16 protein-coding genes and 1 pseudogene are annotated in these 14209 nt (G+C 70.4%); 5 read left to right on the top strand and 12 right to left on the bottom strand.

Annotated elements, in window-relative coordinates; translation table 11 throughout:
- The first annotated feature begins 118 nt into the window (after positions 1 to 118).
- Positions 119 to 694: a pyridoxamine 5'-phosphate oxidase family protein gene (locus AB0B72_RS17830; protein WP_367739888.1), complete on the top strand. Its 576-nt coding sequence runs from the start codon at positions 119 to 121 to the stop codon at positions 692 to 694.
- 19 nt (positions 695 to 713) lie between these two features.
- Here the strand turns inward: AB0B72_RS17830 and AB0B72_RS17825 are convergent, their stop codons facing one another.
- The 8 genes and pseudogenes from AB0B72_RS17825 to AB0B72_RS17790 all read right to left on the bottom strand — a co-directional run bounded on the left by AB0B72_RS17825 (position 714) and on the right by AB0B72_RS17790 (position 9225).
- The gene (locus AB0B72_RS17825; RefSeq protein WP_367739887.1) at positions 714 to 1181 is read right to left on the bottom strand and encodes a hypothetical protein; all 468 of its coding nucleotides are present in this window, start codon (positions 1179 to 1181) and stop codon (positions 714 to 716) included.
- Between the two features lie 56 nt (positions 1182 to 1237).
- Positions 1238 to 2086, bottom strand: a complete 849-nt coding sequence (htpX, locus tag AB0B72_RS17820) for a zinc metalloprotease HtpX (protein ID WP_367739886.1) — start codon at positions 2084 to 2086, stop codon at positions 1238 to 1240.
- 81 nt (positions 2087 to 2167) lie between these two features.
- Positions 2168 to 3715, bottom strand: coding sequence for an NADH-quinone oxidoreductase subunit N (locus tag AB0B72_RS17815; RefSeq protein ID WP_367739885.1), 1548 nt, complete (start codon positions 3713 to 3715; stop codon positions 2168 to 2170).
- Positions 3712 to 5424: a NuoM family protein gene (locus AB0B72_RS17810; RefSeq protein ID WP_367739884.1), complete on the bottom strand. Its 1713-nt coding sequence runs from the start codon at positions 5422 to 5424 to the stop codon at positions 3712 to 3714. Before AB0B72_RS17810 ends, AB0B72_RS17815 begins: the two co-directional genes overlap by 4 nt.
- 70 nt (positions 5425 to 5494) lie before the next feature.
- Positions 5495 to 7408 carry an NADH-quinone oxidoreductase subunit L gene (locus AB0B72_RS17805; protein WP_367739883.1) on the bottom strand — a complete coding sequence of 638 codons (1914 nt, stop codon included), beginning with the start codon at positions 7406 to 7408 and terminating at the stop codon, positions 5495 to 5497.
- Positions 7409 to 7518: 110 nt separating this feature from the next.
- Positions 7519 to 7803: pseudogene (gene nuoK, locus AB0B72_RS17800) on the bottom strand (NADH-quinone oxidoreductase subunit NuoK); the annotation flags it as partial.
- Positions 7804 to 7834: 31 nt separating this feature from the next.
- Positions 7835 to 8374, bottom strand: a complete 540-nt coding sequence (locus tag AB0B72_RS17795; protein ID WP_367739882.1) for an NADH-quinone oxidoreductase subunit J — start codon at positions 8372 to 8374, stop codon at positions 7835 to 7837.
- Positions 8371 to 9225, bottom strand: a complete 855-nt coding sequence (locus AB0B72_RS17790) for an NADH-quinone oxidoreductase subunit I (RefSeq protein WP_367739881.1) — start codon at positions 9223 to 9225, stop codon at positions 8371 to 8373. The genes AB0B72_RS17795 and AB0B72_RS17790 overlap by 4 nt, the downstream gene beginning before the upstream one ends.
- Positions 9226 to 9512: 287 nt before the next feature.
- On the opposite strand from AB0B72_RS17790, the gene AB0B72_RS17785 reads away from it, so the two are divergent.
- The 3 genes from AB0B72_RS17785 to AB0B72_RS17775 all read left to right on the top strand — a co-directional run bounded on the left by AB0B72_RS17785 (position 9513) and on the right by AB0B72_RS17775 (position 11176).
- Positions 9513 to 10175: a helix-hairpin-helix domain-containing protein gene (locus AB0B72_RS17785; protein WP_367739880.1), complete on the top strand. Its 663-nt coding sequence runs from the start codon at positions 9513 to 9515 to the stop codon at positions 10173 to 10175.
- A gap of 131 nt (positions 10176 to 10306) precedes the next feature.
- Entirely contained in the window at positions 10307 to 10531 is a 225-nt protein-coding gene (locus AB0B72_RS17780) for a hypothetical protein (RefSeq protein ID WP_367739879.1), read from the top strand.
- A gap of 21 nt (positions 10532 to 10552) precedes the next feature.
- Positions 10553 to 11176 carry a hypothetical protein gene (locus AB0B72_RS17775; RefSeq protein WP_367739878.1) on the top strand — a complete coding sequence of 208 codons (624 nt, stop codon included), beginning with the start codon at positions 10553 to 10555 and terminating at the stop codon, positions 11174 to 11176.
- 31 nt (positions 11177 to 11207) lie between these two features.
- Here AB0B72_RS17775 and nuoH read toward each other — a convergent pair whose 3' ends face one another.
- The 4 genes from nuoH to AB0B72_RS17755 form a co-directional block, all read right to left on the bottom strand.
- Positions 11208 to 12161: an NADH-quinone oxidoreductase subunit NuoH gene (gene nuoH / locus AB0B72_RS17770; protein WP_367739877.1), complete on the bottom strand. Its 954-nt coding sequence runs from the start codon at positions 12159 to 12161 to the stop codon at positions 11208 to 11210.
- Entirely contained in the window at positions 12154 to 12774 is a 621-nt protein-coding gene (locus tag AB0B72_RS17765; RefSeq protein ID WP_367739876.1) for an NADH-quinone oxidoreductase subunit C, read from the bottom strand. Before AB0B72_RS17765 ends, nuoH begins: the two co-directional genes overlap by 8 nt.
- Positions 12771 to 13226, bottom strand: a complete 456-nt coding sequence (locus AB0B72_RS17760) for an NADH-quinone oxidoreductase subunit B (RefSeq protein ID WP_367740038.1) — start codon at positions 13224 to 13226, stop codon at positions 12771 to 12773. Before AB0B72_RS17760 ends, AB0B72_RS17765 begins: the two co-directional genes overlap by 4 nt.
- A 94-nt stretch (positions 13227 to 13320) precedes the next feature.
- Positions 13321 to 13692 (bottom strand): NADH-quinone oxidoreductase subunit A, encoded by a 372-nt coding sequence (locus tag AB0B72_RS17755; RefSeq protein WP_367739875.1) that lies wholly within the window; start codon positions 13690 to 13692, stop codon positions 13321 to 13323.
- Positions 13693 to 13801: 109 nt separating this feature from the next.
- Between AB0B72_RS17755 and AB0B72_RS17750 the strand changes: the two genes are divergently transcribed.
- Positions 13802 to 13903, top strand: a complete 102-nt coding sequence (locus AB0B72_RS17750; protein ID WP_367739874.1) for a putative leader peptide — start codon at positions 13802 to 13804, stop codon at positions 13901 to 13903.
- Positions 13904 to 14209: the final 306 nt, after the last annotated feature.

The following is a 14209-nucleotide window of genomic DNA, read 5'->3' as shown; positions in this document are numbered from 1 at the left end:
CTCGGCGTCGTCCCGAACGTGGATCCGGCCACCGGCGTCACGTCCGGCCTGCTCAAGATCGAGTCCAGTGCGTGGACCTGGTCGTTGGCGGACGAGTGACCCGCGTTATGGTCAAACCATGGGCAAGAGCTATGACCGGCTGACGGACCGGCTGCGCGAGTTCATCTCCGCGCAGCCGGTCTTCTTCGTCGCGACCGCCCCGGAGGCGGGTGGGCACGTCAACGTCTCCCCCAAGGGGTACGCCGACACTTTCGCGATCATCGACGACACCACGGTCGCCTACCTCGACCTCGACGGAAGCGGCGTCGAGACCATCGCCCACATCCGCGACAACGGCCGCGTGACGGTCATGTTCTGCGCCTTCGCCGGGCCGCCGAACATCGTCCGGCTCTACGGCACGGGCCGCGTGGTGACCCCGCACGACGACGGCTTCGACGAGCTCATCACACTGTTCGGGCCTCACCCGGGAGTCCGGTCGATCATCGTGGTGAGCTGCGACCGCATCACCGACTCGTGCGGCTTCGCCGTCCCCTTCATGAAGTACGACCAGGACAGGCCGCTGCTCGACGAGTGGGCGGGCCGCAAGGACGTCCAGCAGAGGCGCACCTACCGGGCCACTCACAACCGCGAGAGCATCGACGGCCTGCCCGCCCTCAGCCCCGGCGAGACCGACCCCGTCCACCGGCGCTCCTGACCGGGTCGCGCGCCCGCGCTCATTCGAGCCGACGGGCGGCCGCTGAGACGAAGGCGTCGAGGGCATGGCGCGCGATCTCTCCCCGGCTCGCCCGGTCCTCCTCAGTGTCGGCTTTCACGATCTCCGTAGCTCGTTCTACGGCCATGTGGGCAGACTCGACGAGATCGCGGTCTCCGGTCAGCAACCGCAGGCGCAGCTGGGCGTTTCTGGCGACCGCGTAGAGCCGGTAGTACTCATCGCGTGCGGCGTTGAACTCGCCGCCTTGAGGATCCTCCTCGTACCGATGCCAGCGGTCGTAGGCCGCACGCCGCAGGTCGGTCGCGGCGCCGGCGAATTCGCTGTACGCCGCGAGCCGTTCCTGTCGCAGCCGCTCGGTCCGGGCGATTCGTTCTGTGCGCTCCGCGCTCTGGCGCTGGAAGTAGTAGGTGACCACGGACCCGAGCAAGGTGCCGAGAACACCGATCAGTCCGCTGAGAACCGCTTCCACACGAGCAGTGGATCACGCCGCGCCGCCGAACGGGACAGGTTCTGAAAATCCCCGGCTCAGCGGCGGTAGCCGGCCATCCGTTCCAGCCGGGAGATCCGGGTCGCGATCGGCGGATGGGTCGAGAACAGCTTGCCGAGGCCCGCCCCCCGGAACGGATTGACGATCATCAGATGGCTGGTGGACGCCAGCCTGCCGTTCTCCGGCAGCGGCAGGCGGCGGACCCCCAGCTCGATCTTGCGCAGAGCCGAGGCGAGCGCGAGCGGATCGCCGGTGAGCCGGGCGCTGGACTCGTCCGCGGCGAACTCGCGCGAGCGGGAGATCGCCATCTGGATCATCGACGCGGCGACCGGGCCGAGGATCATCACCAGCAGCGCGCCGAGGAAGCCGGGCCCCTCGTCGTCGTCGGACCCGAAGAACAGGCCGAGGTATCCGAAGTACGTGATCATTGTGGCCAGCGCGCCCGCGACCGACGAGATCAGGATGTCCCGGTTGTAGACGTGCGACAGCTCGTGGCCCAGCACGCCCTTGAGCTCGCGCTCGTCCAGCAGGGCGAGCACGCCGTGGGTGACGCACACCGCCGCGTTGCGCGGGTTGCGGCCGGTCGCGAACGCGTTGGGCTGCATGGTCGGGGAGACGTAGAGGCGCGGCATGGGCTGCCGGGCGTCGTAGGACAACTCCCGGACGATCTTGTAGAGCACCGGCTGCTCGACCTCCGCGACGGGCCGCGCACGCAGGGCCGCCAGGGCGAACTTGTCGGAGAAGAAGTAAGCGGCACAGCTCGTCGCCAGCGCGACCACGAAGGCGAGCCGCACACCGGAGCCGCCCCCCAGCCAGGCCCCCGCCGCGAGGATCAACGCGGACAGAGCCCCCAGAAGGACCGCGGTGCGCAGACCGTTGTGGTGCACGCCTCCTCCTCCCGGTTGGTGCTTCCAGCCCTACAACGCGTACGGCCTGGGAGAACGTTCCCCGAGGAAGAGGCGCCGCGATCAGCCGGCGGCGGACAGCACGAGCTGCGGGGCCACGGAGAACGCGACCGTCACGACGACGGCGAACGCCACCGCGACCACCACCGGCACGGCGGCAGGCGCCGGTCTCGGAAGTCCCCCGCCTGCCGGCTCAGGAGTGAACAGGCGGGCCGTCCACGCGATGTAGTAGTAGAGCCCGATCACCGTGTTGACCGCCATCACGACGGCGAGCCAGCCAAGGCCGCCCTGGATGACCTCGCGGAAGACCACGACCTTCGCGAACAGCCCGGCGAGCCCCGGCGGGAGCCCCGCCAGGCAGACCAGCGAGAAGGCGAGGGCGAGCCCGGCCGCGGGGCTCCGGAGGGCCAGCCCGCGGTAGTCGTCCATCTCGTTCCGCTCCCGCCGCCGGGAGACGAGCATGACCACGCAGAAGGCCACGAGGTTCATCGCCGCGTAGAACACCAGGTAAGCGATGGAGGCCCGGGCGACTCCGGCCACGTCGGCCGGCGCTCGGTGGCGCACACCGGCGAAGGCCGCCAGCGGCGCGAGGACGTACCCCGACTGGGCGACCGACGACCAGGCGAGCAGCCGCACGGCGTCACGCTGCCGCAGGGCGAGGACGTTGCCGGCGGTCATGGTCAGCGCGGCGATCACCGCGACGACCGGAGCCCACACGCCGGCCTGGCCGGGCAGTGCGGACGTGAGAATCAGGATGAGACCGGCGAATCCCGCCGCCTTGGACACGACCGACAGCAGGGCGGCCACCGGGATGGGCGCGCCCTGGTAGACGTCCCCGGCCCAGGAGTGGAACGGCACCGCGGCCACCTTGAAGGCGAAGCCGGCCAGCACCAGCACCACCGCGACGGGGACGACCCCCGAGGTCGCGAGCTCCGGCGCGGCGGCTCCTGAGCCGGCGGAAGCCGAGGCGAGCGCGCCGGCGACGCGGTCGAGATGCACCGATCCCGTCACGCCGTAGAGCAGGGACACGCCGAACAACATGACGGCCGTGGAGACGACCGACACGAGGAAGAGCTTGAGCGCCGCCTCGGTCGCCCGGCCGTCGTAGCGCCGCATCGCCGTGAGCGCGAAGACCGGCAGCGACGCCAGCTCAAGCGACACGACCAGCATGATCAGGTCGCGGGACGCGGGCAGCAGCGTCGCGCCGGCAAGGGTCGCGAGCAACAGGAAGTACCACTCGCCCGCGGGGATCCGCCCGTCGGCCAGCTCCGCCATGGACAGCAGCACGACGACCAGCCCGGCGGCGAGGACCACCGCCGCGAAGACGAGGGTGAACCGGTCGGCGACGTACGAGCACGCCTGCGGGCCGGGGCCGGCCGGCGCGTCCGGGACGCAGAACGTGCGGCGCTCCCCGCCGCCCGCCGCCTGCAGAGCCACGACGGCCAAGGACGCCGCGACGCCGCCGAGCGTGACGAGCCCGAGCAGGCGGCCGCCGCCGGGCCGGTCCGGCAGGAAGGCGTCGAGGAGCAGCACCAGCCCGGCCACCACAGCGAGGATCAGCGGGACCGCCAGCGCGGCGTAGTCGATCGACTGGATCAGCCCGCCGCTCATGGCGCCCCCACCCCGAAGATCGCTTGGACGGCGGGCGTGGTGACGGCCAGCAGAGCCTTGGGCCAGAGCCCGAAGAGCACGATCAGCGCCACCAGGGGCACCCAGGCGACCAGCTCGCTCCCCGTCACCTCCCCCAGCAACCCCGGCCGCGCCGCCCTCACCGGCCGGCCGGGGACCGCCTCGATGTCTCCGCCGTCCTCGGGGTGCTGGGGGTGCTGCGTCCACAGGGCCTCCCCGGCTGCCGGCCCCGCCTCGACGTCGGCGACGGCAGCCCCGGCGGCCACCGGCTCGACGGGCTCACCCGTCCCGAGCACCGCGCGGATCTCCTCCGCCGTGGCCAGCGGCGGCCCCACCGGCACGGTCTCCATCGGCCGCCCATGGGTGATCCGTGACAGCATGACGAGGAAGTACGCCGCGGTCAGAACCGTGCCCACGCCGCCGACCGCCATGAAGACGAGGAACAGCGGCCGGGACAGCGCGGCGGCGGGCCGGAAGGCGCCCAGCAGCGCGAGCATCTCCCCCCAGAAGCCGGCGAGCCCGGGAAGACCCAGCGACGCGACGCAGGCGAAGGTCAGCAGCGACCCGACGTACGGCAGGCGGCGCAGCATCCCACCGCCCATCCGTACCATGTCGGCCGTGCCGTACCGCTCCTTCACGGCTCCGGCGAGGAAGAACAGCAGGCCGGTGATGAGGCCGTGAGCGACGTTGCCGAACAGGGCCGCGTTCATGCCCACGGGGGTGAGCGTCGCCAGGCCGAGCAGCACGAATCCCATGTGGCCGACGGACGAGTAGGCGATCATCCGTTTGAGGTCGCGCTGTGCCAGGCAGGCGAGCGAGCCGTAGACGATGCCGGCGACGGCGAACGCCCCCAGCCATGGCGCGAGCGCGGCGGCGCCCTCGGGCAGGACCGGGATCGCGATGCGCGCGAAGCCGTACGTGCCCATCTTGAGCAGCACGCCCGCGAGCAGGACCGAGCCGACGGTGGGCGCCTCGGTGTGAGCGTCGGGCAGCCAGGTGTGCAGCGGCCACATGGGCGTCTTGACGGCCAGGCCGAGGCCGATGGCGAGGAAGGCCGCGATCTGCGCCGTCCTTGTCATGCCCTGCCCGTGCCGGGCGGCGAGGCCGACCATGTCGAGGGTCCCGGCCTGGGTCCAGACGACGAGCAACCCGATCAGCAGGACGGCCGAGCCCAGCAGGGTGTAGAGGATGAACTTCACCGCCGCCGCCCGGCGTGCCCCGCCGCCCCACAACGCGATCACGAAGTACATCGGGACGAGCACGACCTCGAAGAACACGAAGAACAGCAGCAGGTCGAGGGCGAGGAACGTGCCGATCATCCCGACTTCGAGGATGAGCAGCGTGAACACCAGCGCGCGCGGACGGCCGGCCTCCGGCGGGTGGCCGGCGAGATGGACGAGGCACAGGAGCGTCAGCAGCGCGGTGAGCACGACGAGCGGCAGCGAGATCCCGTCGATCCCGAGATGGAACCGCAGGCCGAGCCCGGGGATCCATGGACGGTCCACCTGGAGTTGCATCCGGCCGGGACGCCCGTGGTCGAAGGCCACGGCGACCACGACGGCGAGGGCCAGCACCACGGCTGAGACGGCGACGCCGTAGACCGCCGCCCCCCGCTCGCGGAAGGCGGGAGCGAGGAGTCCGGCGGCTCCTGCCAGGGGCACGGCAAGCAGGGCGACGAGGAGCGCGCTCATGCGACCGCCTCTGCCGGTGGGGTCGCGCCCCGCTCACCGGTGACGCCACCGCGCACACTGGCCTGTTCGCTCACGCCAGCACCACCGCCGCCACTGAGAGGATCAGCAGCCCGGCCACGACGCCGGTCACGTAGAGCTGCGCATTGCCGTTCTGGATGAGCCGGACCAGACCGGACAGGCCAAGGGTGGCCCGCCCGGAGCCGCGCACCGCCCCGTCGACCACCGTCGCGTCGGTGCGTACGACACCTCTCGCCAACCGGAGAACGGGCCGGGCGACGAGGGCGGCGTACAGGGCGTCGACGGAGAAGGCCCGCTCGCACGGCCCCCGGAACGGGCCGAGCAGCCGTGCCGGGTCCTGCTCGGGCGCGGCCCGCCACAGCGCGTAGACGATCCCCGCCCCGAGCAGCGCCAGGACGAGGCTCACGGCCGCCGCACCCCAGTCGGTCTCGACCCCGGCCATGCCGGGCCCGGCGAACCCGAGCAGCAGGGCGGGCACCGCCAGCACGCCCACCGGCCACAGCATCGAGCGGGGCGCCTCCCTGCCGTCGAAGACATGGGCCGTGCCGGGAGGCGGCTCGGGCAACGGCTCGATCCGCTCCGGGCCGAAGAAGGTGCGCAGCCACGCCCGGGTGGCGTACGCGCCGGTCACTCCCACGGTGAGCAGCGCCGACGCGTACAGGAACGGCTGGGCCGGGCCGTGCGCGTGCTCGATCGCGGAGATGACGGCGTCCTTGCTGAACAGGCCACTGGCCGGGGGCAGGCCCATGAGAGCGGCGAAGCCGATCGTCATGCTCCAGAACGTGACCGGCAGCGCCGCGCGCAAGCCGCCCATGTGGCTCATCAGATTCGACCCGACGTGGTGGATGACCACCCCCGCGCACAGGAACAGCAGCGCCTTGAACGCCCCGTGTGTCACGAGGTGGAAGATCGCCGCCCCGTCGGACCCGGCTGCCAGCGCCCCGGCCATGTACGCGAGCTGGCTGATCGTCGAGTAGGCGAGGACGCGCTTCAGATCGTCCTGCGCGAGTGCCGCGAGCGCCGCGCCGAGCATGCCGATCGCGGCGATCACGGCCAGCACGTCAAGGGTGGGCTGCGCGGCGAGGAAGGCCGGGTAGAGCCGGACGACGAGGAAGATGCCCGCCGCGACCATCGTGGCCGCGTGGATGAGCGCGCTGATCGGCGTGGGGCCCGCCATCGCGTCCGGGAGCCACGTCTGCAGCGGCACCTGGGCGCTCTTGCCCGCGACACCCGCGAGCAGGAGCAGCGTGGCGATGATCAGCGTGCCTCTGGGAATGTCGGCGCGCAGCACGTCGTCGATCCGGAAGCTGCCGGCGGCGACGCCGAGCGTGAAGATCCCGAACAGGAACCCCACGTCGCCGAGCCGCGTGACCAGGAACGCCTTGACCGCGGCCCGGGAGTTCGCCCGGTCCTCCCACCAGTGCCCGATCAGGAGGTAGGAGCACAGGCCCATGGCCTCCCAGCCGGCGTACAGGACGATCAGGTCCCCCGCGTAGACCACGAGCAGCATGGCGCTGGTGAACAGGCTGATGAACGCGCTGTAGGACGGGTAGCGGGAATCGTCCCGCATGTACCCGACCGAGTAGACCTGCACCGCCAGCGCCACCACGACGACCAGGATGCCGGCCAGCACTGACAATCCGTCAGCGCGCAGTGACACGGAGATGGGCACCGAGCCCGTCTCCACCACGGTGAGCGTTCCCTCGGCGTGCCCCGGCAGGAGTCCCGTCCAGAACGGCGCGCCCGGCCCGCTCCGCCCGGCCCCCCGCGACAGGTCGAGGGCCAGCCACAGGGTGAGCGCCGCCGAGGCTGCGCCCGGCGCGATCGCGAACCACGCCGCCCTGCGGCCGGCCGCGAGATCGTCGCGGTCCGTACGGCTCACGCCACGCGGCCATCGCGAGCCGAGCAACCCCAGGACGGCGGCGGCGAACGGCAAAACGATGATCAAGGCCACCACGGAGATCACGAGCGCCCCTCCCCGTCGTCGTCCCCGGACGGCACCCGCTCCGCCACACCGGTCGCCGGATCCCGCTCCGCCACACCGGTCGCCGGATCCCGCTCCGCGAGAGCACGGAGACGGTCGACGTCGATCGTCTGCCGCGTGCGGAACACCGCCAGCACGATGGCGAGCCCGAGCCCCACTTCGGCGGCGGCGATGACGATCACGAACAACGTGAGGACCTGGCCGCCGTGCAGCCGGTCGCGCAGCCATACGTCGAAGGCCACCAGATTGAGGTTGACCGCGTTGAGCATGAGCTCGACCGACATCAGGACGAGGATGGCGTTGCGCCGGGCCAGCAGGCCGTACACGCCGATCGAGAACAACAGGGCGGACACCACGACTGGATAGACCACGTGCATCCGCGTCACCGCCCCAGCGCGCGGGCCGCGTTCATCGCCGCCCCTTGATGTCGGTGCGGGAGAGCACGATGGCGCCGATCAGGGCCGCGAGGAGCAGCACGGACAGCGCCTCGAACGGCAGCACCCACGTGCGGAAGATGCTCGACCCCAGCGGCTTCGCGGCCCCCTGGCCGGGGTCGAGAGGGGCGTAGGCCGTACGGAATCCGGTGGTCACCACGGTCACGAGCACGGCGGCGGTGGCGACGGCGACGGCCGCGGCGGCCCAGCGGTTGCCGGAGTCGAGGTCGGCCGACCTGCCGATGGGAGCCCGGGTGAGCATGATGCCGAACAGCAGCAACACCACGATCGCGCCGACGTAGATCAGCACCTGCACCCACGCCACGAACTCGGCGGTCAGCACGAGATAGCTTCCCGCCAGCGCGCCGAAGCACAGGACCAGCCACAGCGCGGCGTGAACGAGCTGCCGCGTCGTGACGACCAGCAGGGCCGAGATGAGCGCGACGACGCCGAGGAGCAGGAAGACGACCTCCGGCCCGGAAGGCGGCCAGAGGCCCGGCGCCTGGGATGTCACGCGTCCTCCTCTGGCCCGTCCTTCTTCTCGGGGTTCTCGGGGTTCTGGGGGTTCTCGGGCTTCTCGGGCTTCTTGGGCAGCGATCCCGGCGGCCGGATGGAGCGGACGTCCCTCATCGGCCTCGGCGGCTCGCGGCGGGCCGGCCTGGCCACCCTGCCGGCGGAATCCGCGGCGTCCCCGGCGGCTTCAGGCGTGGGGACGGCCGGAGCCGGTGCGCCCGGGGGTGGCGTGACTTCGGAACGGGGGGCCGGCGAGGAGCCGCCGGAACCTGGGACGGCTGCCGAGCTCTCGGAACCTGCCGCGGCCGTCGTGTCAGGAGTGTCTGGTCCGGTCGGCGCACTGCCGGCCGGAGGCGGGGCGATTGGAGGCGGGGCGGGCTCGGCGCGCGGTGCCGTACGGACCGGGCGGGCGGGCCTGGACGCGGCCGCGATCTCCTTCGGCGGCTCCGCCCCGCTTTCGTGGGGCGGCGGCGGAGGGACGGTCGCCGCCCACTCGCCAAGCTGGTCCTTCTCGTGGATGAGGTCACGGATGTCGTACTCGGAGTACTCGAACTCCGGGGACCAGAACAGCGCGTCGAACGGGCAGACCTCGATGCAGATGCCGCAGTACATGCACAGCGAGAAGTCGATGGCGAATCTGTCGAGCACGTTGCGCGCCCGTGGACGGCCGCCTTCGGGCGCGGGGAGCGTCTCCTTGTGGGAGTCGATGTAGATGCACCAGTCGGGGCACTCCCGGGCGCAGAGCATGCAGACGGTGCAGTTCTCCTCGACCAGGGCGATGACTCCCCGGCTGCGAGGAGGAAGCTCCGGTTTGACCTCCGGGTACTGCTGCGTGTCTGACTTGCGCAGCATGTGCCGGAGGGTAACGGCCAGCCCCTTGGCAAGCCCTTCTCCTGGTATGCGCGCCACATGCAACATCATGGCGCACTATCGCCCTGAGGAGAACGTGCGGCCCGCCCCCCGGAAGTTATCCACACCGGCAGGCACCCTTTCCCCATGTTGTCCACAAGCGGGAGGCAAAGAAAGGGCGTCAGCCCGGAAATAAACGTATTGTCTAATCCATGAACGGCTACGGGGGACCGCCACCGTACGGTCCCGGACCGCAGGGGCAGAACTGGCCGCCGCCCAACCCTTACACCATGTACCCACCACCGAGGAAAGCCGGGCCGCTCAGCTTCTTCTGGGCGCTCGCCCCCTTGTTCACCTGCGGATTCGCCACGCCGTTCACCATCGCGTTCGCGGCCGTCCGCAGGCGCAGCGCGTGGCTGGCCGCGTCAGCGGTCCTGTACGCCGCGTGCGTCGTCGCCTGGATCTCCATCGTGAACGCGTACGAGCCCGAGAAGATCCCGGAAGGGCAGTCGGCGCTCATCGCCGTCGGAATGCTGGGCGCCTGGATCGGCGGGACCATCCAGTCGCTGGTGATCAGGGAGCAGGTGTTCGCACCGAGACCGGACCCGTCCACGCCAAACGAGCGCGCACTGGCGCTCGCCCGGCAGCGGCGGACCCTGCGGGACCAGGCACGTGAGCTGGCCCAAAGTGACCCCTCACTCGCCCGTGAGTTGCGCGTGGGCCGCCCCGACCTGCCCCGGCAGTACGACGACGGCGGACTCGTCGATCTCAACCACGCCCCACCTCACGTCGTCGCCGGCCTGCCCGGGATGACGCCGCAACTGGTCGGTCAGATTCTGCGGGCACGCGAGACGGTGGGCTGTTTCGTGTCCGCAGAAGACGTGTCGGCGGCGGCGTCCCTGCCACCGCATCTCACCTCCGAGCTGGCGGAATACACCGTTTACCTGCCGTAGGCATCAGGTAATCCGCATTGTCGACGAGCGGTATCCCTGGTCGATGCTCCGCTGCTTCCCTAGGCTTACGGACAGCCTTACCGTCTGGGGGGCCAGTGGGGTCATCCGACAGCGCCGAGTGCAGGGCGGACATGGAAGCCGCCGCCGTAGCCGTACGGAAGATCCTCGACGCGCTCGGTTCGGTCCCGCAGATGTTCGGCGACCACACCTGGCAGGGGCAGCCGGCCGACACGTGGGCCGCCGATTGGAACGCTCGAAAGGCTCAGCTGTCAGCGCCGCTCAATGCCGTCCTCGAGGAACAGCCCCATCTGATCGCCCGTGTGGAGGAGGCGGAGCGCCGGAAGCTCGCCTCGTAGCCGGACCGAAGGGGACACCTCGTGGGGGAGTTCGTCGGAGTCGATCCGGCCAACCTCAAGGAGCTGGCCAGACGGCTCCAGCGCTTGCACGACCTCCTGGCCCGGCACAGCCCGGTGATTCAGCAGAAGATCCAGGCCGTCGCCGAACGCCTGCGCTCCCACCTGAACGGCCCCCAGTACCTGTCGGCCTTCTGGGAGTCCGCCGCCGCGACGGCCGCCGGCCTTGCCCGCACGCTCCACGAGAACGGCCCTCGTGCAGTGGGTACAGGAGGCGGAACAGGCGATACAGATGCAGGCGCCGCAATGAAGCGTGTTCACCCATCCGTGATTTCTGTAACGGCCGGCCTGATGGTGATTGCTGCGCTGGCTTCCTGCGACGCCGAACCGCCTGTTCCTTCACCCAGCCCCTCACAGTCGCGTGTTGAAGCCGTACACCGAGCCGTCGAATGCCTTGTTCAGAAAGGCGCCATCGGCTCTGCGGACCTTGACAACGCCACCTGGTTCAAAAGTGGAAAGGTCGTACCGAACACCGACTTCAACGATTGGTACAGCACCCACGAACAGACCATGTACGACGGCAGGACGCTCGTTGAGTGGACGAGCGATGCTCAAGCCGCCGGCTCAGCGTGGAGATGTCCTGCATAGCGGCAGTCAGAGGCCGGCGGACGAAGCGGCTTCAGGCTATGAGGACCTTGACGACTCCGGTGAGGGCCAGCTGGAGCAGGGCGAGGGGGACGAGGCCGACCCAGGCGAGTTTCTGGAGCTGGTCCTCACGCAGCCGCGGATAGCTGACCCTGACCCAGATCACCACGAACGCCAGCGCGAAGACCTTGATGAGCGTCCACACCGGTCCGGGCAGCAGGGGTCCCTGCCAGCCGCCGAGAAACAGGACGGTCGTCAGCGCGGACAGCACCACGATCCCGACGTACTCGGCGAGCATGAACAGGGCGAACCTGATTCCGGTGTACTCGGTCATCGGGCCCATGATGATCTCTGATTCGGCGATCGGCATGTCGAACGGGGGCCTGCGGAGCTCGGCCAGCCCGGAGACGAAGAACACCACGGCGCCGACGGCCTGCCACGGCAGCCACCACCACCGCCACTGCTCCGCGATGCCCTCCAGCGACAGCGTCCCGGCGGCCATCGCGACGCTGGAGGCCGCCAGCACCAGTGGCAGCTCGTACGACATGAGCTGGGCCGCCGACCGGATGCCGCCCAGCACGCTGTACTTGTTCGCCGACGCCCATCCCGCCATGATCGAGCCGAGCACGCCGATCCCCATCACCGCGAGCACGAAGAACAGGCCCGCGTCGAGGTCCACTCCCACCAGCCCGGGGCCGACGGGGATGACGACCATCACGATGAGGTACGGCACGAGAGCCACCGCGGGCGCGATCGCGAAGACCCGGCGGTCGGCGGCGGCCGGGATCACGTCCTCCTTCTGGACGAACTTGACGCCGTCGGCGATGAGCTGCGCCCATCCGTGGAAGCCGCCCGCGTACATCGGCCCGAGGCGCGACTGCATGTGCGCCATGGCCTTGTGTTCCATCTGCCCGACGATCAACGGCAGGACCAGGAAGGCCGCCACGACGGTGACCAGCCGGACCCCCACGTCGAGCACCTCAGCCATCGCGCGCCTCCCGAGAGCCCCCCTCTTGAGAGCCCCCCTCCCGGGGACCCGCCTCCTGACGACCTGCCTCCCGAGAGTCCGGCTCCCGTACCGCCCAGTCGGCCGGCACGCCGGGGGGCAGCATCCGGCGGCGGCTCGGCGAGCCGTGGTCCGACTCCCCCGGCTCCTTGGCCCCCGGCCACGCCTTGGCGACCCGCGCGGCCAGCACGAAGTCCTTGCGCAGCGGATGCCCCTCGAACCCGTCCGGCAGCAGCAGGGGACGCAGGTCCGGGTGGCCCTCGAAGACCACGCCGAACATCTCGTACGTCTCCCGCTCGTGCCAGTCGGCGCCCCGGTAGACGCCGGTCGCGGTCGGCAGCCGGGGATCGGCGCGCGGCACGCGGGTGCGGACAAGCAGGTGCGCCATGGCGACCGGGTCGAAGAGGTGGGCCACGACGCCGAACGCTTCCGGCGGCTCGTCGACGCCGGTCAGCCAGTCGAAGAACTCGAAGCCCTCGGAGCGCGCGAAGGCGAGCAGGCCGACCCAGTCGCCCGGCTCGACGTCCACCACGGGCTGCCCGAAGGAGTCGGACATCCGGGAGCCGTACCTCTCCCGGACGGCGGCGGCGCTCATGAGCCCGCGCCCGGAAGGTAGCGGTCGCTCAGCGTCTCACCCGCGATGCGTTCCTGCAGCTTCATGATCCCGTGGAGCAGCGCCTCGGGGCGGGGCGGACATCCGGGGACGTACACGTCGACCGGGATGATCTGGTCGACGCCCTTCGTCACGCAGTACGAGTCCCAGTACGGTCCGCCCGAGTTGGAGCAGGCGCCGAAGGAGATCACGTACTTCGGATCCGGCATCTGCTCGTAGAGCCGCTTGACCGCCGGGGCCATCTTGTCCGTCACCGTGCCGGACACGATCATCAGGTCGGCCTGCCGGGGGCCGTTCGCGAACGGGATCACCCCGAACCGGATGAAGTCGTGCCTGCTCATCGAGGTGGCGATGAACTCGATCGCGCAGCAGGCGAGCCCGAAGTTGAACACCCACAACGAGTAGCGGCGGCCCCAGTTCAGCACGAATTTCATCGGCTTGGGCGCCAGCCGGGACGCCGGCCCAACCGAGGGCATCGGGAGATCGCTCACCGCCATGAGGCCATTGTCCTCCTCGGCGGGCCCCCGGTCATGTCCAGGCCAGCACCCGCTTGCGCCACGCGTACACGATGCCGAGGGCGATGAAGGCCAGGAAGACGAACATCTCCACCAGCGTGGTCATGCCGTACCCGGGGGCGGAGAAGATCGTCGCCCACGGGAACAGGAAGACGGCGTCGACGGCGAACACGACGTAGAGGTATGTGAAGACGTAGTAGCGGATCTGCGACTGGGCCCAGCCCTCGCCCACGGGGTCGACCCCGCACTCGTACGTGGTGAGCTTTTCCGGCGTCGGGCGGTCCGGCCGGAGCATCCGGCTGGCGAAAAGCCCACCCGTGAAGATCGCCACGCCGATGAGGAGAAGCACCGCGACCACGGCATACGAGCCGAAATATCCGTGCATGTCGCCTCCCAGCACTTCGGCCTGCGTACCCAGCCTAACGGCGACCCGCCATCTCAAGGGTTGAGTAGGGGAAGGCCACATCGCGATCCCCCGCATATAGTTGAGGATCGTGACCCGAAACCTGCTCTTCGCCCGCTTGCACGTGGACCTGTGCCGGCTCGCGGGGGGCCTGTGTCGCCCGGACGGTTCACCACCCCGATCACGACCCTGACCGGCGACGTCACCGACCGGGTGACCGGCCCGCGTCAGGCGCGCTCCCCCTCGCCACCCACGGCGAGCCCCAGGAGCGGGCGCGAAGTGCGCACGGCGCAAACACGAAGCGTGACCCGATGGATTTAGCATGGACATGACAAGGTGCCTCGAGCTGACTGGCCCGAGTGCGTCGAGGAGGACTGAGGGGCTGTGACCAAGCAGGTTCAGCAGCTCGACCGCGTGATCATCCGGTTCGCGGGTGACTCCGGCGACGGGATGCAGCTCACGGGAGACCGGTTCACGGCGGAGACGGCCCAGTTCGGCA

The organism is Microbispora sp. NPDC049125, assembly GCF_040802045.1.
Classification (GTDB): Bacteria; Actinomycetota; Actinomycetes; order Streptosporangiales; family Streptosporangiaceae; genus Microbispora.
This window is presented reverse-complemented; position numbering and strand designations above follow the sequence as displayed.

Excerpts from the sequence above, each read along its gene's own strand:
- AB0B72_RS17830 (WP_367739888.1), top strand. The coding sequence starts at position 119 with ATGGGCAAGAGCTATGACCGGCTGACGGACCGGCTGCGCGAGTTCATC.
- AB0B72_RS17815 (WP_367739885.1), bottom strand. The coding sequence starts at position 3,715 with ATGAGCGGCGGGCTGATCCAGTCGATCGACTACGCCGCGCTGGCGGTC.
- AB0B72_RS17810 (WP_367739884.1), bottom strand. The coding sequence starts at position 5,424 with ATGAGCGCGCTCCTCGTCGCCCTGCTTGCCGTGCCCCTGGCAGGAGCC.
- AB0B72_RS17790 (WP_367739881.1), bottom strand. The coding sequence starts at position 9,225 with ATGCTGCGCAAGTCAGACACGCAGCAGTACCCGGAGGTCAAACCGGAG.
- AB0B72_RS17785 (WP_367739880.1), top strand. The coding sequence starts at position 9,513 with ATGTACCCACCACCGAGGAAAGCCGGGCCGCTCAGCTTCTTCTGGGCG.
- AB0B72_RS17780 (WP_367739879.1), top strand. The coding sequence starts at position 10,307 with ATGGAAGCCGCCGCCGTAGCCGTACGGAAGATCCTCGACGCGCTCGGT.
- nuoH (WP_367739877.1), bottom strand. The coding sequence starts at position 12,161 with ATGGCTGAGGTGCTCGACGTGGGGGTCCGGCTGGTCACCGTCGTGGCG.
- AB0B72_RS17765 (WP_367739876.1), bottom strand. The coding sequence starts at position 12,774 with ATGAGCGCCGCCGCCGTCCGGGAGAGGTACGGCTCCCGGATGTCCGAC.
- AB0B72_RS17760 (WP_367740038.1), bottom strand. The coding sequence starts at position 13,226 with ATGAAATTCGTGCTGAACTGGGGCCGCCGCTACTCGTTGTGGGTGTTC.
- AB0B72_RS17755 (WP_367739875.1), bottom strand. The coding sequence starts at position 13,692 with ATGCACGGATATTTCGGCTCGTATGCCGTGGTCGCGGTGCTTCTCCTC.